Here is a 26,534-nt window from a genome sequence, read left to right as displayed (position 1 = left end):
GAAAATTTATTTTTCTATGAAAATTTAAAAATTTCTATGAAAGCTGACTGTGGAATCTCTATTTTACCAATATTTCGCATTTTATTTTTTCCTAGTTTTTGCTGCTCAAGTAACTTTCTCTTTCTAGAGAAATCTCCCCCATAGCATTTAGCTGTTACATCTTTTCGAAAAGATTTTATCGTTTCTCTAGCAAGAGTTTTACTTCCAAGAGTTGCTTGAATAGGAATATCGAATTGATGGCGTGGAATGAGTTCCCGTAATTTTTCACATATTTTTTTTCCCATTTTAAATGAAATACTTCGATGAGACAAGAAGGAAAGCGAATCAACTACTTGGTGATTTATCAGAATATCTATTTTGACCAAATTGGAAGGTCTATACTCTAAAAGAGTATAATCGAAAGAAGCATACCCTTTAGAAAGTTGTTTTAAACGATCATAAAAATCAAAAACTACTTCAGATAAAGGCATTTCAAAAACCAATTTAACACGATGCAAAGTAATATGCAATTGATTTTTTATCACACCTCTTTTTTCCAAGCACAAGGATATTATGGATCCTACATAATCGTACATCGTAATAATTTCAGCACGGATATAAGGCTCCTCTACACGATCCAATTTACTTAAATCAGGAAAATCTGATGGATTTTTAACTATTATAGCTTTTTTAGTTTTTTTTTTTAAAAATACATGATAAGAAACATTCGGAATGGAAATAATTACGGTCATATTATATTCTTTTTCAAGCCTTTCTTTAACTATTTCCATGTGAAGCCTTCCAAGTAATCCACATCGAAACCCAAACCCTAAAACAGTTGAAGTTTCAGAAACGAAACTTAAAGAAGCATCATTTAAACGTAATTTTTCCATAGAAGTTCTCAACTCTTCATAATCCTTATTATGTAGGGGATAAATGCCTGCAAAAAGCATTGGTTTAGATTCTACAAATTTTTTTAAAGGAAAAATAGCTGGGTTTTCTGAAGAAGTAAAGGTATCCCCAACTTTTACATCTTTAGCTTCTTTAATTCCAGATATCACATATCCTACATCACCTGTTTGAATACACTCTCTGGAAATTTTTTTCAATTTAAGGATCCCAATCTCATTAGCAGAATATGTTTGGCCAGAGGCTAAAAACTTTAGTTTTTGGCCTTTTACCATAAAGCCATGTATAATGCGAAAATAAATTTCTACACCTTTGAAAGGATTATAATTTGAATCAAATATAAACGCCTGGAGCGGCTCTAATGGAAGTCCATTAGGTGGAGGAATTCGTGTCATTATGGCTTGAAGAATTTCTTCAATTCCCAGTCCTTTTTTAGCACTAGCTAATATAATTTCTTTAGGATGACAAGAAGTCAATTCAACAACATCATCGATTACTTCATAAGTTCTAGATACAGGAAGATCAATCTTATTCAAAACTGGAATAATGGTTAAATTATTCTCCAAAGCTAAGTATAGGTTAGAAATCGTTTGAGCTTGTATACTTTGAGAAGCATCTACAACAAGTATAGCTCCTTCGCAGGAAGAAATAGAGCGAGATACCTCAGAGGAAAAATCTGAGTGTCCAGGTGTATCAATCAAATTGAGAATGTAAGTTTTACCTCTATAAGTATATGTCATTTGTATAGCGTGACTTTTTATAGTAATTCCTCTCTCTCTCTCTAGTTCCATGTCATCAAGAAGTTGATCTTTTTTTTCTTTATCAGAAACGGTTTTAGTAAACTCAAGCAAACGATCAGCCAGAGTACTTTTTCCGTGATCTATATGTGCAATTATGCAAAAATTACGTATGTATTCCCTCATAGTTTTTATATAAACCTAATATTTTTTAATTATAAATGATATAAAATGAATGAAAAAAACTTCATTGAAAAAATTCTAGAAGAAGATTTAAGAAAGGGGTTCCCTAAAGAAAAGCTTCACTTTCGTTTTCCTCCAGAACCTAACGGTTACCTTCATATAGGCCACGCTAAGGCGATTTGTTTAAATTTCGGATTTGGGGAAAAATATAGAGTACCCGTAAATTTGAGGTTTGATGACACCAATCCAACAAAAGAGAAAAATTATTATGTAGAAGAAATTAAAAAAGACATCCAATGGCTAGGTTTTAAATGGTATAAGGAATGTTACGCTTCCGATTATTTCGAAGATTTATACAAATGGAGTAAATCTCTTATAAAATTTGGCAAGGCGTACGTGGAGGAACAAACAAAAGATATTATTAACTATAATAGAAAGACGCCTTTTGAAGTTGGAATTTCAAGTCCTTTTAGGTCTCGTTCTATAGAAGAAAACCTAAATTTATTTAAAAGGATGAAATCAGGGGAATTTGAAGAAGGAAGTTATGTACTTAGAGCAAAGATAGACATGAGTTCTTCTAACATGAATTTGCGTGACCCAATCATGTATCGAATTATTAAAAAAGAACATCACCATGCTAAAAATAAGTGGTGCATTTATCCAACTTATGATTGGGCACATGGTCAATCAGACTATATCGAAAAAATATCCCATTCTTTATGTTCTCTTGAATTTGAAAATCACAGGCCACTATATGATTGGTATCTGGATCAGATCCCTAAAAAAGAAGACCAAATCCGTCCTACGCAAATAGAATTTTCTAGACTTAACCTAAGTTATACTCTTTTGAGTAAAAGAAAGCTTCATCGTATAGTGGAAGAAGGGGTAGTCAGTGGATGGGATGATCCTAGGATGCCAACTTTAAGAGGTTTAAGAAGAAGAGGATATACAGCTAAATCTATAAGAGATTTTTGTAATAGAATAGGGGTGGCAAAACGGGATAACTTAATTAACCTATCTTTACTCGAATTTTTTATTCGTGAACATTTGAACGAAATCACGCCTAGAGTTATGGTGGTTCTAGATCCTATTGAGTTGGTAATAGATAATTTACCAGATAATTATGTGGAATGGGTTTCTGGGGAAATAAATCAGACAGAAAAAATTCCTTTTTCAAAGTTTTTATTTATAGAAAGAGATGACTTTATGGAAAATGCTTCGAAAAGATTTTTTCGTTTAACTCTAGATCAAGAAGTTAGGCTAAAAAATGCCTATATTATAAAAGCAGTTAAAGCCGTTAAAGATATTAATGGAAAAATTGTAAGAGTCCACTGTTTGTATGATCCTAATAGGAAATCAGGTAGTGTAATAAAAAAGAATAGAAATATTAAAGGAACTTTGCATTGGGTCTCTATAAAGCATTCTTTTGAAATAGAAGTACGTTTATATAATAATCTTTTTTTAGAAGAAAATCCAGAAGGAAATAAGGGAAGAGACTTTATGGATTTTTTAAATCCAAATTCTCTAAAAATTGTACATGGTTACGCTGAACCCTCTTTAATGTTGGCTAAAGAGGGGGATAAATACCAATTCCAACGCTTAGGTTATTTTTGTGTTGATCCTGATAGCTCAAAGGGTAAACTGGTGTTTAACAAAACTGTTTGTTTGAAGAATAAAGTGTTCTAATTTTCTTTCATTTACTCAAATGTACGAATTGTGTGAAAGGTTGCAAAAAGATCTCTTTTTAGAAAGAAAAAAATAAATTTATTGCTTTTTAGCCTAGTAAAATATTTTTAAAAATTTTTTTTTAAACTTTATTGGCATGAAGAGAGACAAGTTCAATAGAAAGTTTTTTAGCCCATTTTTTCCAAATGTAAAATATTTTTTCTTTTATTTTTAAAAAAGCCATATTTTATCCTATTCCAAGTATAGCTCCTTTAGCCCCCATACAACTAAAACCCCAATAAGAATCTCTTTCAATGCTTTAATAGCACGTCATAAAACTGCTAATATGAGCAAAAAACCTAAAGATAACATCTTTACTCCATAATTTTCATAAGGTTTTATTTTTTCTTTTCCTTATCTAAAGATAGAAAACATTTTCCTAATTAAACATTATAGGAATAGAAGGCCTATAAACGTCACACCCATTTTAGATAAGTTATGGAATATTTACTCAGAAGTATTATATACTTTTACTCCAGACTCTGATGAGTAATTACTGTATTAATTTTTATTTTTGTGTTCCTTGCTTTAGGAATATCATATTAAAGTTTTTTTTTTGCGCTTTCTAAGCAAGCACAATCTCCTAAAAAAAAATATCAATAAGAGATTGATTATCTACAATATTAATCTACTACCCGGGATATATAAATTTCCTTTAAAAATTTTATCATTCTTTCTCTATCCATGTTCTTTAATAAACTAAAGTAAAGCTTTACGAACTTTGCATATCGTATTAATGGCAATTTTTCTAGCTTTTTTAGCTCCAAAGTGGAGAATATCATCTAGATAATTTATTTTTTTTAGAAAAATATGAAACTTTTTTCGTTCAAAAGAAAATCTATTTAAAATAAGTTCATACAAGACTTTCTTTGCTTGACTATATCCATACCCACCATTTAAATAACGTTCTCTCATTTCCTCCACTTCTTCTTTAGAAGCGAGCAATTTATAAATAGAAAAAATCCTGTCAACATCAGGATCCTTAGGATCTTTTAAAGATTTACTATCAGTTTGTATACTCATAATCTGATTTTTTAAATCCTCTTTAGAGCAAAAGATATCAATAGCATTACCTAGGGATTTACTCATTTTATATCCATCTGTACCAGGCACAGATTTCGCTTCTTCTTGTATCTTAGCCTCAGGTAGGACAAAAATTTTTCCCATTTTTCTATTGAAACGATCAGCGATATTACGAGTAATCTCTAAATGTTGCAACTGATCTTTTCCTACGGTAACTATTTTAGCATTAAAAAGTAAAATGTCAGAAGCCATCAATAGGGGATAAGAGAAAAGTCCTACGCTTATATCTTGGTTATACTTTTCTTTAAAAGAATGAGATAAAGTCAGACGTTTATAAGAAAAAAAACAACTCAAATACCAAGCTAACTCAGTTACCTCTGGCACATCAGATTGTTTGTAACAGACTACTTTATCCAAGGGTAAACCAAAGGCTAAAAAAGCTGATAAAACTCGATAAGTATTCTCTTTTATAATTTCTGAATCTTTAATATTCGTTAAACTGTGTAAATCAGCGATCAGTATAAAAGAAGGATTTGAATAAATCTTGGTCATTTTAATGGTTGGTAAAATAGCTCCAAGTAAATTACCGATATGTGGGGTTCCAGTACTTTGGATCCCAGTTAGAACTCTCATCATTTTTTTTGTTACTCCAATAAGTTATAAAATATCTTTGGTAATAGCTTCTTGTCTTATTTTGTTATATCTCAATGTTAGCTCATATTTTAAATATGAGGCATTTTCAGTTGCTATATTCATGGATGTCATTCAAGCTGTATTTTCCTATACAGTTGATTCCAAAAAAGCTTTGATAAAATTTATTCTTAATATCATTGATATAATATAATCAAAAATTCTTTCTTTTGAAGGTTCAAAAAGAAAGTTAATATCTGCTCCAGATGATAAAGTAGCATTGCTTTATAATGTGATATTTCAGACTTTTTGGTGTATTATACACTAAATATATTGATAAAAAATCCATGTTAAAAAACTTTTGCGTAAGTTTCTTTTACAGAAGAGATATTTTCTAAATTTTATTTTCGTTTAATATTTTATATTTTTTTTTAAAATATATTCCTTTTTTTCCTATATCATTATATGAATTTATTTGGAAGATTTTGTCTTTAAAAAATTTTCCTTCATCCAGAAGATGGAAGTGTTAAAAGTTCCAAATAATCCTTTATTATAGGAAAATACAACGAATAATGATTTTTTGTACTCGCATATACAAGTGCTATTTGATCAGATATTTTATCTAGTGAATTAATTGCTTGATTTATACATTCCAACGACCTTTATGAATTATTGATAAAGTTGTGGTATCTAAATCAGAACTAAATTTGGAAAATCCCTCATCCAATTTAAATGTTCCAGATAGTTTTTTCATCGATGCAATCTGAGCTTCTCCCTAGTTCCTTCATTAATTGCTGTACAGCATTGAACAAATCTGACTCAAGAAAAATTTGTCCATCCCCCCCATGATCTATAAGAGTTTTTACCAGTACCTTTTTGACTTATGTACAATATATGGGATTACCACTTTCATAAAGTCTTTTTTTATTAAGGATAATGTCAATTGCTAGGCTGTATCTCCTCCTATCATACTATTAGGACTATAATATCGATTGCTCTTTGACAGGCTTATCGTGAAGGACCTACACACAGACATAATCTTCTTCTACACAACTCTCCACAACAAACTTTTTCAAGGACGAAAACTCTAGCAACAGATTTATCGGTTTTTATAACCTATATAGCTTGTTCAAGCATCCTTTCAATTTGGGATTTTTCCTCTAACTCTATCTTTTATGGAGAGAGCCTCTTTTAAAAGAAAATCTCGTTCTATGCAAGCTTCTCTTAAAATTTTCTCTTTTTTAAGAGCTTGTCTCTCTAAGTCAGAGAATATTTTTTTTCGCGTTTTTCAATAATTTCTATAAGATACTCCAAGCAAATCTCCTTAGTAAAACTAATAAAATAATAAAAATAATTTTTTGCCAAATAATTAAACCAACGGAACAAATCCATAACATAAATTGCTATTTAAGAACATATCTAAGAGATCATAAATGCCTGACAGAAGCTTCTGTAGCGATTATACTCTTCTAGCTGATGATGTTCCACAAGAGTCATTCCACAAAGAAGATAAAGCTGTAAAAATAAAAGATTGCCAATATTTCAATGTGGGTTTTGGGTAAATAGAAAACTAAGCAGCTGTAATAATTAGTTTTGTAGATTCTTTCTTTAAAGAATCTGTAGTAGCAATGATTGCCTTCTATGAATTTATTTCCATGATTAAATCATGACGAAAGAAAAATACGAAACCCTCTATACCATAAAATTATCGGAAGATAAATTATCTTTTCTTTTACAAAAAGATGCCATTCATGAGAATCTTTTATATTATCTAAGATGCCCTTAGATGGATCAAAATTATTTGATTTAGGCGGAGAAGCTCTAAAAAAAAAGAGAAGAAAGGAAACATAATAAAAAAATATCTTCAAAAGTTTGTTATTTTAAAACCTCTTTTACGGTAGAGACTACTTCTTCTAGAGCTGGGAACCAATATTCCATCAAAGCAGATGAATAAATAGCTGGAACATCTGGTAATGTTATCCTTTTTATCGGAGCATAAAGACTAGCTTTTTGTTGCAAAATATAGGAGATTTCAGCAGAAATAGAAGCTAATGGCCATGATTCTTCAAGTATAACTAGTCTATTGGTTTTCTTCACAGAAGATAATATTGTTTCATAGTCTAAGGGACGGACCGTTCTGAGATCAATTAACTCAACTTCAACATTATCTTCAGATAATTTTTCAATAGCTTTAAAAGCTACTTTTAAAATTTTTCCAAATGAAACTAGCGTTACGTCATCTCCTTTTTTTTTTACACTAGCTAGACCAATAGGAACAAGATATTCTTCATCTGGAAGGAACATAGTGTCACTATACATTTGTTCAGATTCCATAAAAATAACAGGATCATCATCTCTAATAGCAGCCTTTAAAAGGCCTTTCGCATCATAAGGATTTGAGGGAACAATCACCTTTAATCCAGGGCAGTTAGCATACCAATTTTCAAAAGATTGAGAATGCGTGGCACCTAATTGTCCAGCTGATGCAGTGGGACCTCTAAAAACTATAGGAATATTCCACTGCCCCCCACTCATTTGATAAATCTTAGCAGCATTATTGATAATCTGATCAATCGCTATTAAAGAAAAATTAAATGTCATAAATTCAATGATTGGTCTGCATCCATTCATTGATGAACCAATTCCGATACCAGAAAATCCCAGTTCTGAAATTGGGGTATCTATTACTCTTGCTGAGCCAAACTCCTCCAGCATTCCTTTAGAAGTTTTATAAGCTCCGTTGTATTCAGCTACTTCTTCTCCCATTAAATAAACGGTTGGATCCCTTCTCATTTCTTCACTCATAGCTTCCGAGATAGCTTCTCTAAAAGTTACTTCTTTCATATTTAAGGGTTGAAATTTTATATACCTCTATGTTTTATGATAATTACTGGGGAAAACTGGTTAAAAATTATTTTATATACTAAGGTAGTTTTTACTATGAACTTTATATACGGTATCCATCCATTAATAGAGGCTATTCAATCAGGTGTAAGGATCTATAAGATATTAATGAAAAAAAGTTTTAATCATCAAAAGCTTATGCTTTTGATAAAAAGCAATGAAATTCCTCTTCAAATGGTTCCTTTAGATAAACTAAACAGACTCACTAGAAAAAATCATCAAGGTGTTCTAGCGTTAATTTCTCCAATTAATTTTCATAGAATTGAAAATTTGTTACCTATTTTTTCTAAAAATGGTAAAACTCCTTTTCTCTTAATCCTAGATGGGATTACTGATGTACTAAATTTTGGGGCAATACTTCGAACTGCTGTCTGCGTAGGTACAGATGCAGTTATAATTTCCACTAAAGAAACTCCCTATATTGGAGCAGACTCTATAAAAACTTCTTCAGGTGCCATTTTCAGAATACCTATTTGTAAAGAAAATGATCTAAAAAAGACGATTTTTTTGTTAAAAAATTCCGGTATTAGAATTTTAGCAGCAACTGAAAAAGCTAAAAGACTTTTGTGGGAAGAAAATCTTACCGTTCCATTAGCCTTCCTTCTGGGTAGTGAAAAAAATGGAATCCATAATAAATATATAACTATTTGCGATGATAAAATAAAAATTCCTGTGCATGGAGTTAATTCACTAAACGTTTCCACTGCGTGTGGGATTATCTTATATGAAACATTGAGACAGCGTACTATTCGCTCCTAAATTGAGTCAAAAATCGAATATCATTATCAAAATATAATCGTATATCGTTTATTTGATATAGCAAAAGTGCAATACGTTCAATCCCTATACCAAAAGCAAATCCAGAGTAAACTTCTGGGTTTATTCCAACATTTTTCAAAACCTTTGGATTTACCAAACCGCAACCCATAACTTCTAACCAAGGACCGTTACTAGATAATTGTATATCTATTTCTGCACTAGGCGTAGTAAATGGAAAATAGGAAGGTCTTTCTCTAATTTTTGAATTTCCAAAAATAGAATGTTTCAAATATTGAATGGTTTGTTTTAGATCTGCGAAAGAAACCCCTTTATCCACAAATAACCCTTCAATTTGATGGAACACGCAATGCGAATGAGAGGATATTACTTCATTTCTATAAACTCTTCCATAAGAAATAATCCTAATTGGAGGGGGAGTATTTTTCATAAATCTAATTTGAACAGAAGAAGTATGTGTCCTCAATAAAATATCTGGATTTTTTTCAATAAAAAAAGTATCTTGCATTTCTCTAGCAGGATGCAGTTCAGGAAAATTTAAAGCAGTAAAATTATGCCAATCATCTTCAATTTCTGGACCTTGGCTTAAAATAAAGCCAATTCTTTCAAAAATTTTAACAATTTTATTTTTCACTAAAGAAATAGGATGTCTAGCTCCTAGTTCCCAAGAATAGCCTGGAAGGGTGAAGTCCATTTCCTCTGATTTTTTTTCTTCCTCTGAAAGTTCTTTCTTATTCTTCTGGATTATATCCAATACAATTCTTTTTAGCAAATTAATGCTACCTCCAACCCTTTTTTTTTCTGTTTTTGAAATATTTTTTAATTCTCCAAATAGGGCTGGAATTAGCCCATTTTTACCTAGGTACTTAATCCGAAAATCTTCTATATCTTGAAGTTTTACAGCTTGGAAAACTGACGCTTCTTTTTGAATTTCTTTTATTTTTTTTATCATAAATGCTTCAATGAGAAAAAGAGATAAACTTCTTCAAGAAGTTATCGAATCTGAATATAAATACGGTTTCTATACAAATATTGAATGCGATAAGTTTGCAAAAGGGCTAAATGAGAAGGTTATCCATTCTATTTCTCAAAAAAAAAAAGAACCAGAATGGATGCTACAATGGAGGTTAGATGCCTTTTCCATTTGGAAAAAAATTTCAGAGCCTAAATGGGGTAATATAAAATATAAAAGGCAAAATTTTCAAGAGATTAGTTATTATTCTGCACCTAAAACTATATTTAATAGCTTGGAGGAAGTTGATCCAGAATTGATGGATACTTTTAACAAACTTGGGATTTCTATTGATGAACAAAAAATACTTTCAGGTGTAGTTGCAGTCGATGTCGTAATGGATTCAGTTTCGTTAGGAACAACCCTTAAAAAAATTCTTTTTGAAAAAGGTATAATTTTTTGCTCAATTAGCGAAGCTATTAGAAAATATCCAGAATTGATAAAAAAATACATAGGAAAAGTAGTGCCAAAAGAGGACAATTTTTATTCGGCACTTAATTCTGCTGTGTTTTCTGACGGATCTTTTTGTTATATCCCGCTAGGAGTCCGATGTCCAGTAGAGCTTTCTACCTATTTTAGAATCAATGAAAGTGGAACAGGCCAGTTCGAAAGGACTCTTATTATAGCAGATAAAAATTCTTATGTAAGCTATCTTGAGGGATGTACAGCTCCTATACGAAATGAAACCCAATTACACGCAGCTGTAGTAGAACTTATTGCCTTAGAAAATTCAGAAATAAAGTATTCTACTATTCAAAATTGGTATCCAGGAAATAAAAAAGGCAAGGGAGGAGTATATAATTTTGTCACTAAAAGAGGTTTATGTGAAAAAAATGCTAAAATTTCTTGGACTCAAATAGAAACTGGATCATCTATTACATGGAAATATCCATCTTGCATTTTAAAAGGGGATAACTCTTTAGGAGAATTTTATTCTTTGTCGATAACTAGGAATTTTCAGCAGGCTGATACAGGTACTAAAATGATCCACATTGGTAAAAACACTAGAAGTACTATAATTTCCAAAGGAGTTTCATCTGGAAAAGCGCAAAATAATTATAGAGGTTTAGTTAAAATATCTACAAAAGCAAAGAATGCAAGAAATTTTTCTCAATGTGATTCTTTGCTACTCGGTAATAAGTGTGGAGCCCATACTTTTCCTTTTATAGAAGTAAAAAACCCCGAGTCTATGGTTGAGCATGAAGCAACGACCTCAAAAATAGAGGAAGAACAAATTTTTTATTGTACTCAAAGAGGAATCGATAAAGAAAAAGCTATATCACTTATTATTGGGGGATTTAGTCGTATCGTTCTTAAAAAGTTGCCACTGGAATTCGCAGTAGAAGCACAGAAACTTTTAGAAATTTCTTTAGAAGGAACAATAGGTTAGGTATTATGTTAAAAATTATTGATTTGCATGTTTCTTTAGAAAAGAAAGAAATTCTAAAAGGTATTAATCTAGAAATACAAGCGAATCAAGTCCATGCTATAATGGGACCAAACGGTTCTGGAAAAAGTACGCTTTCATCAGTAATTGCTGGAAAAAAAGAGTATAAGGTTACAAAGGGAGCTCTTTTTTTTGAAAAAAAAAACATTTTAGATATGCCCCCTGAAAGTAGAGCGCATTTGGGAATATTTCTTTCTTTTCAAGATCCAGTAGATATTCCAGGAATATCTGTAATAAATTTTATCATAACTTCTGTGAATTCCTTCAGAAAGGCTAAAAAAATGGAAGAAATTCCATCAGGGGAAATACTTAAAAAAGTTCGTAAGTATTCTAAAATACTAGGAATTGATGAAAAAATTCTTTACAGATCTGTAAACGAAGGTTTTTCTGGAGGTGAGAAAAAGCGTAATGAGATTCTTCAAATGAGTATTCTAAATCCTAAATTCATTATACTTGATGAAACGGATTCAGGATTAGATATAGATTCACTTCGTGTGGTTTCCAATCTCATTAATGGAATGAGAAGTATTAAAACTGCTATGTTAATCATAACTCATTATCAAAGAATTTTGGAATATGTAACCCCGGATTATGTACATATTTTGGATAATGGAAAGATTATAAAATCAGGGGGAAAAGAGATAGCTTTTAATCTTGAGAAAATGGGATATGAATGTTTTCGAAAAGAGCATAAAGTTTAGTTAATGGAAAAGACCTCAGAATATATTTATCGTTTGCAATGTATAGCTTTTGATTTCTTTAGAAAGAAGGGCTTTCCTTCTTCTATGGAAGAAGATTGGAAATTCACTGATTTAAAAAAAATTCTTAGAAAGGAATATGGGTTCTTTCTTAAACAGGAAGATAGATCTGAAGATGTAAAAAAAAATCTATTCAAGAATTTTGATAGTTATCGTATTATTTTTGTCAATGGTGTTTTCCATTCTTCCCTATCTAAGATAATTGATAAAAACGTATTTAGATTATATGATGCTTTGAAAAGTAAAAGGCATCAATCAATCATTGAAAAATTTTACGCAAAAATTGCACCTAAAAAGGAATCTTTGGTGGCTTTAAATACATCTTTTGCTAAAGATGGAGTTTATGTACATCTTCCCAATAAAACATTAGTCAAAAAACCTATTGAAATCCTTTATTTTTTTACTTCTAAAACTATTAACTTTCCAAGAAATCTAATAGTTTTAGAAGAAGGTTCTTTTGTTCAGATTATTGAAAGACATCAATGTCTGAACAATAAAAATGAAGCTAATGCTTTAAATAATTCAGTAACGGAAATTTATGCCTCTCCTAATAGTAAAATAAAATATCTTAAAATTCAAGATTGTCATTTGAAAAGTTCATTGATGGACAATACTTTCATTGTACAAAAAAAGAACAGTTCTTTCTCTATCCATACTTTTTCACTTCAAGGAAGTTTAATTAGAAACAATCTACATCTTTATCAGAAAGATGAGGGAGTTAATTCTCAATTAAAGGGATTAAGCATTTCTCTAAAAGAGGGGATAATTGATCATCATACTTTAGTAGATCATCTTTATCCAACTTGCAATAGTTATGAACTTTACAAAAGCATTTTTTCTGGAAAAGCTAAAGGAGTTTTTAATGGAAAAATAATCGTCCGTAAAAAAGCTAAAAATATTAATGCTTTTCAAAAAAGTATTAATATTCTCCTATCTAAAGAATCTTGCATAACTGCAAAACCCCAATTGGAAATATTTGCTAACGATGTTAAGTGCTCTCATGGTTGTACAGTTGGGCAGTTTAGCGAATCCGTTTTATTTTATTTACGCTCTAGAGGTATACCAGAAAAAAAAGCAAAGGATTTGATGCTACTCTCTTTCATTAAAGAAATATTAGATAATGATATGGAGTTCATTGGTAAAATGGTTCTTAAAAATCTCAAGATCTTGGAATAAGAACTAAAATGTATTCAAAAGAAGAATTCATAAATATTCGTAATCAATTTACCATTTTGTCAATAAATATTTACGGAAGACCATGCATTTACCTAGATAATGCAGCTACTACTCAAAAACCCAAAAAAGTAATTAAAGCTATAGAAGACTATTACAAAGAAATAAATTCCAATGTGCATAGGGGTACTCATTACCTGAGCCATAAAGCGACTGAAACTATGGAAAAAAGCAGAATCAAAATACAAAAATTTATTTGTGCTGAATATTCTAACGAGATTCTTTTTACTAGAGGAACTACTGAAGCGATTAATTTAGTTGCTTCTGGTATGAGAACTCTCATAAAAGAGGGAGATGAGATAATCGTTTCTCAAATGGGGCACCATTCTAATATTATACCTTGGCAAATCCTGTGCCAAGGTATAGGAGCTCTTTTGAAAGTCATCCCTCTAGATAAGAATAATCAATTATGTATTGAAAGTTTTGAAAAACTTCTTTCAGATAAAGTGAAAATACTAGCGATTAGTCATATTTCCAATGTTTTAGGAAAAGTTAATCCTATAAAAGCTTTCATTAAAAAAGCGCATCAATATGGAATTATAACTTTAATAGATGGAGCACAAGCTGTATGTCACGATTACGTAAATGTTCAGGATTTAGAAACGGATTTTTACGTATTTTCAGCACATAAAATGTATGGACCAACTGGTATTGGGGTCCTTTATGGAAAAGAATTTTTTTTAGAAAAACTTTATCCATTCCTCGGTGGAGGGGAAATGATCAAAGAAGTTCTTTTTAATAAAACTACTTATGCAGATTTACCCTTACGGTTTGAAGCTGGAACTCCAAATATAGAGGGAATAATAGCATTGTCAGCTTCCATTGCTTTCATTAAGCAGATAAGAATGAAAAAAATAAAAAAACATGAAAAGTTCCTTTTGGATAGAACTCTTGAGGGGTTAAAAAATATAAAAGGAATTCTCTTATATTCATCTAATGAACCTAGATCTGGAATTATCTCTTTTAACCTTAAAAACGTTCATCCATTTGACGTGGGAAGTATTCTAGACCAGCTTGGAATTGCAGTGCGAACTGGGCATCATTGCGCTCAACCTTTAATGCGTTTTTTAGGGGTAGCAGGAACTGTAAGAGTAAGTTTTTGCGTATATAATAACGATGAAGAAGTGGACCATTTATGCGAAGGAGTTTTAAAAGCAAAAAAAATGCTAGTTAAGCTAAAAGAATTCTAGAACATCTCCACTTAGTAGATCGTTGTAATTTTTTATAGACACTCCGCATTCCTGTCCATTTTTCACTTCTTTTACATCTTCTTTAAAGATTTTGAGAGAACTGAGTTCGCCAGTATAAATAACAACTCCTCCTCTAATATGACGAACTTTAGCTGGTCTTATTATTTTCCCAAGTGTAACTACACATCCAGCTATGGATCCTACACTTGGGATTTTGAATACTTCTCGTATTTTAGCCTTTCCGATAATTTTCTCTTTAGGCTTATGTAAATCTTCTATGATCCTTTTTATGTCATCGATTAGGTGATAAATCACCGAATAAAGTTTCATTTGAACCCCTTCATAATTTTTCGACCTAAAAATAGGTCGTACATTGAATCCAATAATCATAGCATTAGAAGACTTAGCTAAAAGAACATCTGACTCTTTAATAGATCCAACTTCCTTGTGGATAATATTTACTTTTATTTTTTCAGTCGATAAACGAAGCAGAGCATCTATCAAAGCTTCTAAAGATCCATCTACATCTACCTTAAGGATTATTTTAAATTCTTTTAAATCTTTTAGGAAAAAGCGTTTTTCCGCTTCATTCAACATTACCCTTTTTTGGATCTGCATCTTTTGTTCTCTGTGAAAATGCTCCCTACGGAGAGCAATACTCTTCACTTCTTTTTCAGACTTGAAAACCCTAAATCTCTCTCCTGCATTAGGAGCCCCATTTAATCCTATAATGGTAACAGGTTTTGATGGTCCAGCTTCCTGAATAGAATTTCTACGTTCATCTAGAATAACTTTCACTTTACCATAAAAACATCCAGCTAATAAATAATACCCAGTTCTAAGGGTTCCCTCCTGAATAAGAACCGTAGAAACATATCCTCTTCCTTTATCTATGGAAGATTCCAGTACAGTACCTGATGATAAATTATTAGGATTAGCTTTCAGATTCAGCATCTGAGATGTTGAGATAATTTTTTCCATTAATTTATCTACACCATATCCAGTTTTAGCTGATATTTCTTGGGTTGGATATTTCCCCCCCCATTTTTCTACAAGTATATTCATATTAGCAAGTTGTTCATATATTTTTTCAATTTTATATCCAGTTTTATCTATTTTATTTATAGCAAATATCATAGGGACCCCTGCAGTTATAGCGTGACTAATAACTTCTTTAGTTTGAGGCATAACCTGCGCATCTACTGCTATCACAATAATAGCAATATCAGTAATGAGAACTCCTCTTGCTCGCATAGCAGTGAAGGCTTCGTGTCCAGGAGTATCAATAAAAGTTACCTCAATCCCTTTTTTTATTTTTACACTATAAGCTCCTATATGCTGAGTTATACCACCATGCTCTCCTGCAATTCGATTAGTATTTAGAATATAGTCTAGTAATGAGGTCTTTCCATGATCTACATGTCCCATTACAGATACAACAGGAGGTCTAGATTTTAGATCTTTTTCATTACCTTCTTTTTCCGAATGTAAAAAATCGATGAACTCAATTTTGTATCCAAATTCATCTGCAACAAGCAGAATCGTTTCAGCATTCAGTCTCTGATTCATTGTTGCTGGAATTCCCAATGATATACAGGTCCCAATAACTTCTGTAGGAGAGACTTGCATCATGCAAGAAAACTCGTTTACCGTAATAAACTCGGGAACTTTCAATAGATTATTCTCCTTTTTATTTTTAATAGAATTCTTTTCTTTTATTTTTTTTAAATTTTTTTTTACTGGTAATCTTTCTACTTGGTTAAGCTTTTTTTTCTTTTTAAATTTTGATTTTTCTTTTCTATGTTTTTTATATTTTTTTTCCTTTAAAAAATTTTTACGTAACCCCACTTTTTTAGTTTTTTATTACAGAGCCATTCTTTTTTGATTTTCATCATCTTTATCTAGATAAAATTTGTAGCGGGGGCAGGATTCGAACCTGCGGCCTACGGGTTATGAGCCCGTTGAGCTACCACTGCTCAACCCCGCATTGCATTTATTTTAAATAAATATAATAATTTTTAGAAAAAAATCAAAATTTAAAAAGAAAAAAATCAAATTTTGTTAAAAAAAGTCTAAAAATAATAGAGATCTATGCGAGTTAGATTAATTAATGTATCCACGGCTGGATTTGAACCAGCACATCTTTTCAGATACCATCCCCTCAAGATAGCGTGTCTACCAATTTCACCACGTGGACAAAAAATTTAAAAAAAATGAAAATAGCATTGATTGGTTATGGAAAAATGGGAAAAGCTGTTGAAGAGATTGCTTTAAAACGTGGTCATAAAATAGTTTTTGCTTCTTCTTCTACTCCTGAAGCTCAGAAACTGAATACATCTGAGGTGGTTCTAGAATTCAGTAGGCCTGAAGTAGCTTTTGAAAATATTAAAATATGTATCACACACAATATACCTATTGTGTGTGGTACTACAGGATGGTTAGAAAAGTTTAAAGAGGTGGAATCCATTTGTAGGGAATATAACGGATCTTTCTTGTATTCTTCTAATTTTAGTTTAGGAATGAATATATTTTTTGATATTAATCGAAAACTGGCTAGATTCGTAAGTACTTACGAGTTTAAAGTAGAAATACTCGAAATTCATCATCTTCAAAAGTTAGATTACCCTAGTGGAACATCTATATCCTTAGCTAAGGATATAGTATCTGAAAGTAGAAAAAAGTATAGTTGGATTTTTGGCAAATCAAAAAAAGGGGATAAAATATCTATTTTTTCAAAACGGGTTGAAAACGTTCCAGGAATACATACGGTTACTTACCAATCAGCAGATGATGAAATCAAAATTACTCATAAAGCTTATAGTCGTAAAGGGTTCGCTATAGGTGCAGTACTAGCTTCAGAGTGGATTGTAAATCAAAAGGGATTTTTTTCTATGAAGAATGTTTTTGATTATGAGTAATTATATTCTTGTCTTTTTTATCATACTAGGAATTCATTTTCTGGGAACTTATAGGTTATATAAAAAAGCTGGAAGAAAATCTTGGGAAGCTGCTTTGCCTTTTTACAATATTTTTATATTACTAAAAATTGTTAATCGTCCAATTTATTGGGTTCCAATTTTCTTTGTCCCAATTATTTGCACAGTAATGTTCCCTCTATTATGGATTGATTTTATTCGATGTTTTGGAAAAACTAGGAAAAGAGACTATATTCTAGTAATCCTAACATTAGGTTTATATATTTTTTATTTTAACTATAATAATAATATAAATTTTTTTGCTCCAAAAAAAGAGCCCATTTTTTCAATTTTTCTCTCTTCTATAATTTTATCATCTTTTATTCACATATATCTTATTCAGCCATTTACCATACCAACCTCTTCTATGGAGAAAACTTTATTAGTTGGAGATTTTATTTTTGTAAGTAAAATCCACTATGGATTACGATTACCAATAACTCCAATAAGTTTACCACTTTTGCATAACAGATTACCATTTTTTGGCATTCGTACTTATTTAAAGTGGATCAGATTACCCTACCTGCGTATTCCATCTTTAACTAACATTAAACGTTCTGATATTATCGTATTCAATTTTCCCCATTCATCTTATACCGAGATAGATAGAAAAGATCATTATATAAAACGATGTATCGCTATTTCGGGAGAGACTGTAGAAATACGTAGATCTATTTTATTTATAAATGGTAAAAAAGAAAGATTGTCCAAAAATGTAAAAAGAAAATATTTATATATTCTTAGTACCTTAAGGTCTCTAAACAAAATAATGCTTACAGAATTAGAAGCTAAATTAATCAGAACCCTTAATGAAGTAGGATCTGTAAACAGATATATTCTCCCAATATACAAAAGTCAAAAATTTTTAGGAAATAAAAATTTTAGTTGGAATTTAGACTTTTACGGGCCGTTAAAAATTCCTAAGAAAGGAGATCATGTAATGCTAAATTATGATAATATCAACCTGTATAAAGACATTATAAATATATATGAAAATAACTACTTAAAAATAAAAGGAAAAAAATTTTATATTAACAACATGGAAACTTCTGAATATGTTTTTAATCAAAACTATTATTTCATGATAGGAGATAATTGGTATAATTCATTGGATTCTCGTTTTTGGGGGTTTGTACCCGAAGACCATATTGTGGGAAATCCAATTTTTACTTGGATGAGTATTTCTTGGGATTCTCTTTATCCCAAGAACGTATTTAAATGTAAATTAAGATTAGAGAGAATAAAGTGCTTTTAGAATAAAATTCAAAATTTCCTTGTATTCTATAGGAGAAAACCATAGAATAGAAGAATCTTTTCTTAAACAGGTAATTTGTTTCTTCGCGTATTTCCTAGTATTTTTTTTTATTTCATTTACAGCCTGATAAAAGTCGTAATGACCGTCTAGATAATCGAAAAATTCTTTATATCCTATAGTTTTTAAGGCATTTAAATGCCTACAATTAGACCATATACGCGTTTCTTCAAGTAAACCATTTTTTATCATTTTGTCTACTCTTTGATCTATTCTCTTATAAAGTTCTACCCTAGGCAATATAAGACCAATTTTTATAACCTTTATGTTTTTCCTTCTTCTTTTCTTTAGAAAATAAGAAAACGGACGCCCACTAGATTCAATAACACTTAAAGCACGAATCATCCTATGTGGATTATTCAAGTCTACCGTTTTATAATAACATGGATCTCTCCATTTAAGAGAATCTTGTAAAAAATGCAATCCCTTTCTTTGAAAGAATGAAATCCATAAGTTTTTTATTTCGCTAGATACTTCTGGAAAAATATCTAAACCTTCAAGTAGAGCTTTTCCATATAAACATGATCCACCTACAACGAATACTGCATTGGATCTTGAAAAGATTTCATCTAGCTTTTCTGAAGCATCTCTTTCAAAACTTCCTGCATTATAGGTTTGATACACGCTTAAGTGTTCTATGAAATGGTGGGGTACTATTTTAAGTTCTTCTTTTGAAGGTTTAGCTGTTCCAATTACAAGCTCTTTATAAAATTGCCTAGAATCACAGGAAATAATTTCAAACCCTAAGGTTTTAGCTAGTAAAATTGAAAGATACGTCTTGCCTATAGCTGTAGGACCGAATATTGATATTATATTCATAGTTTTGTTAGCTTTCCATAAAGCCAATAATCAGCTAAAACTAAGGCAGCCATAGCTTCCACAATAGGAACTGCTCTAGGGAGAACGCAAGGATCATGCCGTCCTTTTCCTTTGGAAAGGCATATATTTTCATTTTTATCTAAGGTTATCTGTGTACTCATCAAAGTTGCTATGGGCTTGAAGGCTACGCTAAAATATATGTCAATCCCATTAGATATTCCACCTTGAATTCCCCCAGAAAAATTTTTTTTCGAGGTTCCATCAACGTTAAAAATATCATTGTGATTACACCCCCTCATATGGGTTCCAGAGAATCCACTTCCGAATTCGAACCCTTTAGCTGCATTAATAGATAACATAGCGTGAGCTAATTCTGCATGAAGTTTATTAAAAATGGGCTCTCCTAGTCCAATTGGTACATTTTTAATGACACAACTTATTACTCCTCCTACGGAGTCTCCAGATTTTCTCACTTTTTTAATTAAATCTATCATTTTACTGGAAATATATGGATTTGGACAGCGAATAGGATTAGATTCTATAGAGTTGAGATCTAGATTTATAAAGTTTTTCTCTAAGCTAAACTCCTCAACGGAGGAAACGTAAGCAATTATTTTTACGTTTTTTAGCATTAGTAATTGTTTGGCAATAGATCCAGCGGCTACTCTGCAAACTGTTTCTCTGGCAGAAGATCTGCCACCTCCTCTATAATCTCTTAATCCATATTTTTTATCATATGTAAAATCCGAATGGGAAGGTCTATATACAGATTTTATATGCTCATAATCTATTGATTTTTGATTTCTATTGTAAATAGAAAATCCAATAGGGGTCCCTGTCGTAATTCCATTAAAAATTCCAGAGAAGAAGGTTACAAAATCATCTTCTCTACGTTGAGTAACAATGGATGATTGTCCAGGTTTTCTTCTAGATAGTTCGTATTGGATTTTTTCAAAATTTACTGAAAGCCCAGATGGGCATCCATCTATTATTCCACCTATAGCTCCTCCGTGACTTTCCCCGAAAGTGGTCAGCTTAAAAAGTTTACCGTAAGTATTACCAGCCATAATTTTAGAAAAATTAATACATTTACTTTAATTTGCTTATTTTTTTTGTAGCTACACAAGCAAGCTACTGTCAGAAATGAAGCAAAGCCCCAAAAAGCTAGCATTTATTCAATTATTATCAATTGATTATACTTCGCCATGCGAGAGAAGCTGATCCAGTTTTAAAAGCTACCGATAAATCATATATCGTATAATATTCACAGAACGATGAGACATTATCGTTCGTATAATTATGACCCTACCTTCCTTTAATCTAGAAAGATTTGTAACGAATAGATCATCCCCTACTAATTGGACATTTTTTCCTATTTTTTTCAGTTAAAAGTTTCCCAATCGTTTTGATCCATTCCATATTCAATAGAGATTATTGGATACTTTTCAATAAGCTTAATTAAATAATTAACTTGTTCTTCACTAGAACGTAAACAACCTTTTTCCCCTTCAAAACGAGTATAATCATATTTTACGTTTAAATAAAATTCGGAAGAAGCGCAATCTAAAGCAAGCATTATTTCTTCAACAGGTTTATATCCTGATTTTTCAATGGATTATGCATCTAATGCTTCTTCAGTACTATCAAATTTTGATTAAAATCCACCTTCATCTACAACTGAGACTACGTAAGAGTTACTCCCATTCTAACAGTTTACGAAAAGCTATTAGCAGATACTGGAACAATCAGAAATTATTGAAAATAAATAGGAGGAACTATATTCATCATGGTAACAGTATAAGCTGAGGCAGCTTTAGCATCAGCTAATGAAAAGAATAGCATTAGCTCCAAGACTACTTTTATTTTCTGTTACGTCAATATCAATCATTAATTGATCTCTAAGACTTTGAGACCCTTTATTTATGGAGCAATTATTTCATTCACACTGCTTCCATCCACTTCAATAGTGGGTATAATCTAATATTTTAAGGGCAAAAACATCTTTAATTTTGCTCATCTATTTTACTGATTTTCTTGTTTTTTTTGTATATTTCATTAAAATCAACTATTTCAATAATAGCAGTATCTGCTCCATCTCCCAATCTATACCCTGTTTTAATAATTCTTGTATAACCTCCTGGACGACTAGATACTTTTTCTGAAATAGAGTTAAAAAGTTCTGCAACCATAGCTTTATTTTGTAACCGTTTAAATATCATTCGCATAGAATGAATATCTCCCTTTCTACTTTTAGAAATTATTGGTTCTATATACCTCCTTAATGATTTAGCCTTTGCTAGAGTAGTATTTATCCTCTTATGTTTGAGAAGTGAATTCGCCAAATGAGCTAGAAGAATTTTTCTATGAGGTGCACTTTTTCCTAAGTGATTTATTTTTTTTCCGTGTTTCATGGATTATTGTCTCTATTTAGAAGATCTTTCGATGGATCCATTCCGAAATATAAACCTCTTTTCTTCATTTCATATTCTACTTCTTCCAAAGATTTTCTACCAAAATTCTTCAATTTAAGAAGAGTCTCTTCATTATAATAAACTAAATCTGAAAAAGTCTTTATTCCTGCTGCTTTAAAGCAGTTCAAAGTACGTTTTCCTAAATTTTCTACATCAGAAATATTTGTTTTTAACAGTCTCCAAATTTTTTCAGTATCCTCCTTTTTAGCTTCTTCATAAGTTTTTCTGAACTCGTCAGAGTCAGAGACAATAGAAAAATGTTGCATTAATATATTTGAAGCTTTTTTTAAGGCATCTTCTGGAGAAATGGAACCATCCGTTTTTATTTCTAACAATAGGGTCTCCAAGTTATGTTTTTTCGCCAAACAATATTTTTCTTCTATAGAATATTTAACATTTTTAATAGGGGTATGGATAGAATCCATGAATATAGTACCTAGAGACAACTCTTTTTTCTTATTATTTTCAGCAGGAACATATCCTATCCCTATTTCTATAGTAAAAATAATAGAGAGCGGTTCAGATTTATATTTGTTACAAATAATTAAATCTGGATTCAGTACTTTAAATGAAGTAATGAATTTTTCTAGAGACTCTGCAGTGACGCAGTCATTATCAATAAGATTTGCATAAACAGTCTCAATGTTTTTCTCATTACCGCTTTTTTTTATTTTTTTAAAGCGGATTTTTTTAAAATTTAGTACAATTTCAGTTACATCTTCCAGAACTCCTTTTATTGTAGAAAATTCATGCCCTACTCCCTCAATTTTTATTGAGGTAACAGCAAATCCATCCAAAGACGACAAAAGAACTCTTCTAAGTGAATTTCCAATGGTGCAACCAAAACCTGGAGCTAAAGGTTTAATCTGGAAAAGACCAGATTCTTGGTTTGAATTTAAAACTAAAGGTTTATCTGGTTTAATGAAATTTTGTAAATCCATTTATTTATTTATTTTTATTTGGAAAAAAGTTCAACAATTAATTGTTCTTTAATATTTTCTGGAATCTGTTCCCTTCTAGGTATACTTTGAAAAATCCCCGTCATTTTTTTGCTATCCCAAAACAACCAATCATTTATAGGATGAGTTCTCATACTTAGAGATTTATGAATTATTGGATGTTTTTTAGATTTTTCTCTAACTTTTATAGTATCTCTAGGTTTTAGGCTATAAGAGGGTATATTTACTATTCTATCATCCACCATAATGTGTCTATGAGAAACTAATTGACGAGCTGAAGCTCTTGAAGGAGCCAATCCAAGTCTATAGACCACATTGTCTAAACGAGATTCACAACTCTGCAAGAGTAATTCACCAGTAACACCTTTTTTTTTAGAAGCTTTTTCAAACATATTGAAAAACTGCCGTTCTAATATACCATATATATGCTTCACTTTCTGTTTTTCAGATAACTGAATAGAATATTCCGATCTTTTTACGATTCCTATTTTTTTTCTATTTAAGCCATGTTGGCCTGGAGGATATTTTTTTCTGCTAAAAGCTTTAGTTTTACCATATAAGGGTTCTCCAAATTTTCGTTCAATTTTTCCTCTAGGTCCTATGTATTTTGCCATAACTGTTAAATTAAACTCTTCTTTTTTTAGGAGGACGACATCCATTATGGGGTAATGGAGTTACATCTCTAATTGCCAGGATTTTCATACCTGTATTGCTTAATGCACGTAGAGCTGAATCTCTACCAATACCTGGGCCTTGTATAATTACGTCGATTTTTTTTAATCCATATTCCATACCTTCTTTGGCTACGGTTTCTGCTGTAATTTTAGCCGCATAAGGAGTATTTTTTTTTGCCCCCCTAAATCCTATTCTACCAGCTGAAGCCCATGCAATAACGTCTCCTTTTTTATTCGTAAGAGTAATGATAATATTATTAAAAGTAGACTTTATATGAGCCTCTCCAACATAATCTACAATAACTTTTTTATTTTTTTTCATAATTCTACTTGAAAGCTTTTTTCTTATTGGCTACAGTTTTTCTCTTACCTTTTCTAGTTCGACAATTATTTTTTGTTCGTTGACCTCTAACTGATAAACCTAGTTTATGCCTAATACCTCTACGACATCTTATGTCAATAAGTCTTTTTATGTTCATCTGATTATATGAACGTAATTCCCCTTCCACCTTAACCAGATTAAGAATATGGGTTCTAATACGGTTAATTTGGTCATTTGACCAATCTTTCACCTTAATATTCTCATCAATGTTTATCCTAGCTAAAATTTTTCTAGCTGTACTTTTTCCTATTCCATAGATATAGGTTAATCCTATAATCCCCCTTTTGTTTTTCGGTAAATCTACCCCTGAAATTCTAGCCATCTTTAACCTTGTTTTTGTTTAAATTTAGGATTTTTTTTATTGATTATTCGTAGACACCCTTTTCGTTTAACGAATTTACAATCATCGCTTCTTTTTTTTAATGATGTTCTTACTTTCATTTCAATATCTATACTTTATTCTAGCTTTGCTTAAATCATAAGCAGAAATTTCAAGTTTCACTTTATCACCTGGGTATAACTTTATATAATGCATTCTCATTTTTCCTGAAATATAAGCAGTTATTATTGATTTATTTTCCAACGCAACGCGAAACATTGCGTTAGGGAGAGATTCAATAATTTTTCCGTCAATTTCTATGTATTCTTTATTCCTATCCATAATTTTTGATGATACAAGCTAAGAAGATGATCATAATGATCATTTAAAAAATAGGGATCAATCTGCTGCATGGTATCTAAAAGAGATCCTACTATGATTAGTAGGGAAGTCCCACCATAGAATAAAGCTAAATTATTAGTAACCCCTATTTTAACAATAAAAGAAGGGAGTATAGCAATAATAACTAGTAAAAATGATCCAGGAATAGTTACTACTGCCAAAATATAATCCAAATAATCCAAAGTTTCTTTCCCAGGTTTCACTTTGGGAATATGTCCTCCATCCCTTTTAAGATCATCTGCAATCTGATGAACTGGAATCGTAACAGCTGTATAAAAAAATGTAAAAAATATAATAAAAATAGAAAAGACTAAATTATACCAAAACCCATAAACATTTTTAAATGTTTCTCTTAAATTAGCAGAAAGAATCATCGTAAAAAGCATAATAGACTGAGCAAATATAATTGGCATAACGCCTACACTAATGACCTTTAATGGTATATAATGTCTAGTCATTAAACGTATAGAATTCTGTTCAATTCGACCAACGTATTGAACGGGGACTTTCCTTACAGCCTGTATCAACGTTACGCAAAAGCAAACAACCAGCAACCATAACAAACATTCAAAAAACAAAAAAAATAATCCTCCCCTTGCTCCTAAATGACTAACTATTTCAGTATAAAGAGCGTTAGGAAATCGGTCCACAATACCAGACATAATAATCAAAGAAACCCCATTTCCTATTCCTTTATCCGTAATATTTTCCCCTATCCAAATAGTGAAAAATGTGCCAACTGTAAGAACTACGATAGAAATAACCCAAAAAAAAACTTTTTCCATAGAAATAGAAAGATCCAAGAGATAAGCTTTAGGTGCATAGGAAAAAGGAATAAATTTTGTGGTAAGAATATCACAATAAGTGGGAGCTTGTATAAAACAAGCTATTATTGTTACCATCCGTATAATCCTATTAATTCGGCCACTCTCCCCATCTTTTTTAAGAGAAGGAAAAATTAAAGAAATTAAATGTACAAAAATGGAGGAAGATATAAAAGGCATAATTCCTAAAGCCAAAACAGATGCTCTACTAAAAGCTACTCCAGAAAACGAATAGATAATTTGCAGTAGCCCTTTTTCCCCAGTATTTCCATTTTCCATAAAATGAATAACTCCTTGTGGATTTATTCCAGGAAGTGGAACATAAGAACTAAATCTGTAAACTAGAAGAAACCCTAAAGTTATTCCTATCTTAAAGCGGAGATCCTCTATTTTACAAATCTTTTTAATAGAACTGAAAAAGTATTCAAACATTGTCAAATAGAATTTTTCCTCCATAAATTTTAATAGCTGTTCCAGCTTTATGACTAAACTTATGTGCTGATATTGTAAGTCTTACATTTAATTCACCTCTACCCAAAATTTTAATAAAATCATTTTTTCCTATTATTCCATAATCTAATAAAACATTTTTCGATACGTTTTTCCCTTCCTTAATTCTTCCTTGATCTACCAGGTACTGTAAAAAATCTATATTAATTACGGTAGACTTTTTTTTAGAAATTTTTTTAAATCCTACTTTTGGTATTCTCCTATGCAAGGGCATCTGCCCTCCTTCGAAGCCTAATTTTCTAGAATTTCCTGAACGTGACTTTGCTCCTTTATGGCCTCTAGTACATGTTCCCCCTTTTCCAGAACCTTGGCCTCTTCCAAGCCTTTTTTTTTTATTTTTTCTATTGCTTTGGTTTAAACTACTTAAATTCATAATTTTT

Annotated in this window: 26 protein-coding genes and 2 tRNA genes; 8 read left to right on the top strand and 20 right to left on the bottom strand. The window is 31.1% G+C overall.

Annotated features, from left to right (window positions below; all coding sequences use genetic code 11):
• Positions 1-14: 14 nt before the first annotated feature.
• Positions 15-1,811: a translation elongation factor 4 gene (lepA, locus tag VF849_00895; GenBank protein ID HEX9232593.1), complete on the bottom strand. Its 1,797-nt coding sequence runs from the start codon at positions 1,809-1,811 to the stop codon at positions 15-17.
• 45 nt (positions 1,812-1,856) lie between these two features.
• Between lepA and VF849_00890 the strand changes: the two genes are divergently transcribed.
• Entirely contained in the window at positions 1,857-3,494 is a 1,638-nt protein-coding gene (locus VF849_00890; GenBank protein ID HEX9232592.1) for a glutamine--tRNA ligase/YqeY domain fusion protein, read from the top strand.
• Positions 3,495-4,232: 738 nt separating this feature from the next.
• Here VF849_00890 and trpS read toward each other — a convergent pair.
• Positions 4,233-5,192, bottom strand: coding sequence for a tryptophan--tRNA ligase (trpS, locus tag VF849_00885; GenBank protein ID HEX9232591.1), 960 nt, complete (start codon positions 5,190-5,192; stop codon positions 4,233-4,235).
• A 1,869-nt stretch (positions 5,193-7,061) separates the two neighbouring features.
• Complete coding sequence (locus tag VF849_00880; protein ID HEX9232590.1) at positions 7,062-8,030, bottom strand: pyruvate dehydrogenase complex E1 component subunit beta; 969 nt, start codon at positions 8,028-8,030, stop codon at positions 7,062-7,064.
• A 36-nt stretch (positions 8,031-8,066) separates the two neighbouring features.
• Here VF849_00880 and rlmB point away from each other — a divergent pair, with 36 nt between their 5' ends.
• Positions 8,067-8,849 (top strand): 23S rRNA (guanosine(2251)-2'-O)-methyltransferase RlmB, encoded by a 783-nt coding sequence (rlmB, locus tag VF849_00875; protein ID HEX9232589.1) that lies wholly within the window; start codon positions 8,067-8,069, stop codon positions 8,847-8,849.
• Here rlmB and pheS read toward each other — a convergent pair.
• A complete protein-coding gene (gene pheS, locus VF849_00870) occupies positions 8,836-9,819 on the bottom strand; it encodes a phenylalanine--tRNA ligase subunit alpha (protein ID HEX9232588.1) in 984 nt (327 codons plus the stop codon). The two genes, rlmB and pheS, sit on opposite strands and share 14 nt — an antisense overlap.
• Before the next feature lie 10 nt (positions 9,820-9,829).
• Between pheS and sufB the strand changes: the two genes are divergently transcribed.
• From sufB to VF849_00850, 4 genes are read left to right on the top strand one after another with little or no spacing between them, the layout of a single operon-like run.
• On the top strand, positions 9,830-11,269 hold the full coding sequence (sufB, locus tag VF849_00865) for a Fe-S cluster assembly protein SufB (GenBank protein HEX9232587.1): 1,440 nt from the start codon (positions 9,830-9,832) through the stop codon (positions 11,267-11,269).
• Between the two features lie 5 nt (positions 11,270-11,274).
• On the top strand, positions 11,275-12,027 hold the full coding sequence (gene sufC / locus VF849_00860; protein HEX9232586.1) for a Fe-S cluster assembly ATPase SufC: 753 nt from the start codon (positions 11,275-11,277) through the stop codon (positions 12,025-12,027).
• 3 nt (positions 12,028-12,030) lie between these two features.
• Positions 12,031-13,260 (top strand): Fe-S cluster assembly protein SufD, encoded by a 1,230-nt coding sequence (sufD, locus tag VF849_00855; protein ID HEX9232585.1) that lies wholly within the window; start codon positions 12,031-12,033, stop codon positions 13,258-13,260.
• A gap of 8 nt (positions 13,261-13,268) precedes the next feature.
• Positions 13,269-14,507 (top strand): SufS family cysteine desulfurase, encoded by a 1,239-nt coding sequence (locus VF849_00850; GenBank protein HEX9232584.1) that lies wholly within the window; start codon positions 13,269-13,271, stop codon positions 14,505-14,507.
• Here VF849_00850 and infB read toward each other — a convergent pair.
• The 3 genes from infB to VF849_00835 form a co-directional block, all read right to left on the bottom strand.
• Entirely contained in the window at positions 14,493-16,355 is a 1,863-nt protein-coding gene (gene infB, locus VF849_00845; GenBank protein ID HEX9232583.1) for a translation initiation factor IF-2, read from the bottom strand. The genes VF849_00850 and infB overlap by 15 nt on opposite strands.
• A 67-nt stretch (positions 16,356-16,422) precedes the next feature.
• Positions 16,423-16,494 (bottom strand) — tRNA-Met (locus tag VF849_00840).
• Positions 16,495-16,620: 126 nt separating this feature from the next.
• A tRNA-Leu gene (locus tag VF849_00835) sits at positions 16,621-16,704 on the bottom strand.
• Between the two features lie 16 nt (positions 16,705-16,720).
• On the opposite strand from VF849_00835, the gene dapB reads away from it, so the two are divergent.
• Both dapB and lepB read left to right on the top strand, forming a co-directional pair.
• Positions 16,721-17,425, top strand: a complete 705-nt coding sequence (gene dapB / locus VF849_00830; protein ID HEX9232582.1) for a 4-hydroxy-tetrahydrodipicolinate reductase — start codon at positions 16,721-16,723, stop codon at positions 17,423-17,425.
• Positions 17,418-18,737, top strand: coding sequence for a signal peptidase I (lepB, locus tag VF849_00825; protein ID HEX9232581.1), 1,320 nt, complete (start codon positions 17,418-17,420; stop codon positions 18,735-18,737). The genes dapB and lepB overlap by 8 nt, the downstream gene beginning before the upstream one ends.
• Here the strand turns inward: lepB and miaA are convergent.
• The 13 genes from miaA to rplO form a co-directional block, all read right to left on the bottom strand.
• Entirely contained in the window at positions 18,714-19,613 is a 900-nt protein-coding gene (gene miaA / locus VF849_00820) for a tRNA (adenosine(37)-N6)-dimethylallyltransferase MiaA (GenBank protein HEX9232580.1), read from the bottom strand. The genes lepB and miaA overlap by 24 nt on opposite strands.
• The gene (gene aroC / locus VF849_00815; GenBank protein HEX9232579.1) at positions 19,610-20,680 is read right to left on the bottom strand and encodes a chorismate synthase; all 1,071 of its coding nucleotides are present in this window, start codon (positions 20,678-20,680) and stop codon (positions 19,610-19,612) included. The genes miaA and aroC overlap by 4 nt, the downstream gene beginning before the upstream one ends.
• Before the next feature lie 168 nt (positions 20,681-20,848).
• Complete coding sequence (locus tag VF849_00810; protein ID HEX9232578.1) at positions 20,849-20,989, bottom strand: hypothetical protein; 141 nt, start codon at positions 20,987-20,989, stop codon at positions 20,849-20,851.
• A 5-nt stretch (positions 20,990-20,994) separates the two neighbouring features.
• Entirely contained in the window at positions 20,995-21,189 is a 195-nt protein-coding gene (locus VF849_00805) for a hypothetical protein (protein HEX9232577.1), read from the bottom strand.
• Between the two features lie 427 nt (positions 21,190-21,616).
• The gene (rplQ, locus tag VF849_00800) at positions 21,617-22,024 is read right to left on the bottom strand and encodes a 50S ribosomal protein L17 (protein ID HEX9232576.1); all 408 of its coding nucleotides are present in this window, start codon (positions 22,022-22,024) and stop codon (positions 21,617-21,619) included.
• Positions 22,021-23,025, bottom strand: a complete 1,005-nt coding sequence (locus VF849_00795) for a DNA-directed RNA polymerase subunit alpha (protein ID HEX9232575.1) — start codon at positions 23,023-23,025, stop codon at positions 22,021-22,023. The genes rplQ and VF849_00795 overlap by 4 nt, the downstream gene beginning before the upstream one ends.
• A 14-nt stretch (positions 23,026-23,039) precedes the next feature.
• On the bottom strand, positions 23,040-23,657 hold the full coding sequence (rpsD, locus tag VF849_00790) for a 30S ribosomal protein S4 (GenBank protein HEX9232574.1): 618 nt from the start codon (positions 23,655-23,657) through the stop codon (positions 23,040-23,042).
• 10 nt (positions 23,658-23,667) lie between these two features.
• Positions 23,668-24,039 carry a 30S ribosomal protein S11 gene (gene rpsK / locus VF849_00785; GenBank protein HEX9232573.1) on the bottom strand — a complete coding sequence of 124 codons (372 nt, stop codon included), beginning with the start codon at positions 24,037-24,039 and terminating at the stop codon, positions 23,668-23,670.
• A gap of 4 nt (positions 24,040-24,043) precedes the next feature.
• Positions 24,044-24,421 carry a 30S ribosomal protein S13 gene (gene rpsM, locus VF849_00780; protein ID HEX9232572.1) on the bottom strand — a complete coding sequence of 126 codons (378 nt, stop codon included), beginning with the start codon at positions 24,419-24,421 and terminating at the stop codon, positions 24,044-24,046.
• 2 nt (positions 24,422-24,423) lie between these two features.
• Complete coding sequence (rpmJ, locus tag VF849_00775) at positions 24,424-24,540, bottom strand: 50S ribosomal protein L36 (protein HEX9232571.1); 117 nt, start codon at positions 24,538-24,540, stop codon at positions 24,424-24,426.
• A 1-nt stretch (position 24,541) separates the two neighbouring features.
• Positions 24,542-24,760, bottom strand: coding sequence for a translation initiation factor IF-1 (gene infA, locus VF849_00770; GenBank protein HEX9232570.1), 219 nt, complete (start codon positions 24,758-24,760; stop codon positions 24,542-24,544).
• A complete protein-coding gene (secY, locus tag VF849_00765) occupies positions 24,736-26,100 on the bottom strand; it encodes a preprotein translocase subunit SecY (protein HEX9232569.1) in 1,365 nt (454 codons plus the stop codon). The genes infA and secY overlap by 25 nt, the downstream gene beginning before the upstream one ends.
• Positions 26,069-26,527: a 50S ribosomal protein L15 gene (gene rplO / locus VF849_00760; GenBank protein ID HEX9232568.1), complete on the bottom strand. Its 459-nt coding sequence runs from the start codon at positions 26,525-26,527 to the stop codon at positions 26,069-26,071. Before rplO ends, secY begins: the two co-directional genes overlap by 32 nt.
• Between the last annotated feature and the right edge of the window lie 7 nt (positions 26,528-26,534).

The sequence above is a fragment of the Blattabacteriaceae bacterium genome, from assembly GCA_036390115.1.
GTDB lineage: Bacteria > Bacteroidota > Bacteroidia > Flavobacteriales > Blattabacteriaceae > DASQPV01.
The sequence above is the reverse complement of the archived record's forward strand: the minus strand, read 5'-3'. Positions and strand labels throughout refer to the sequence as shown.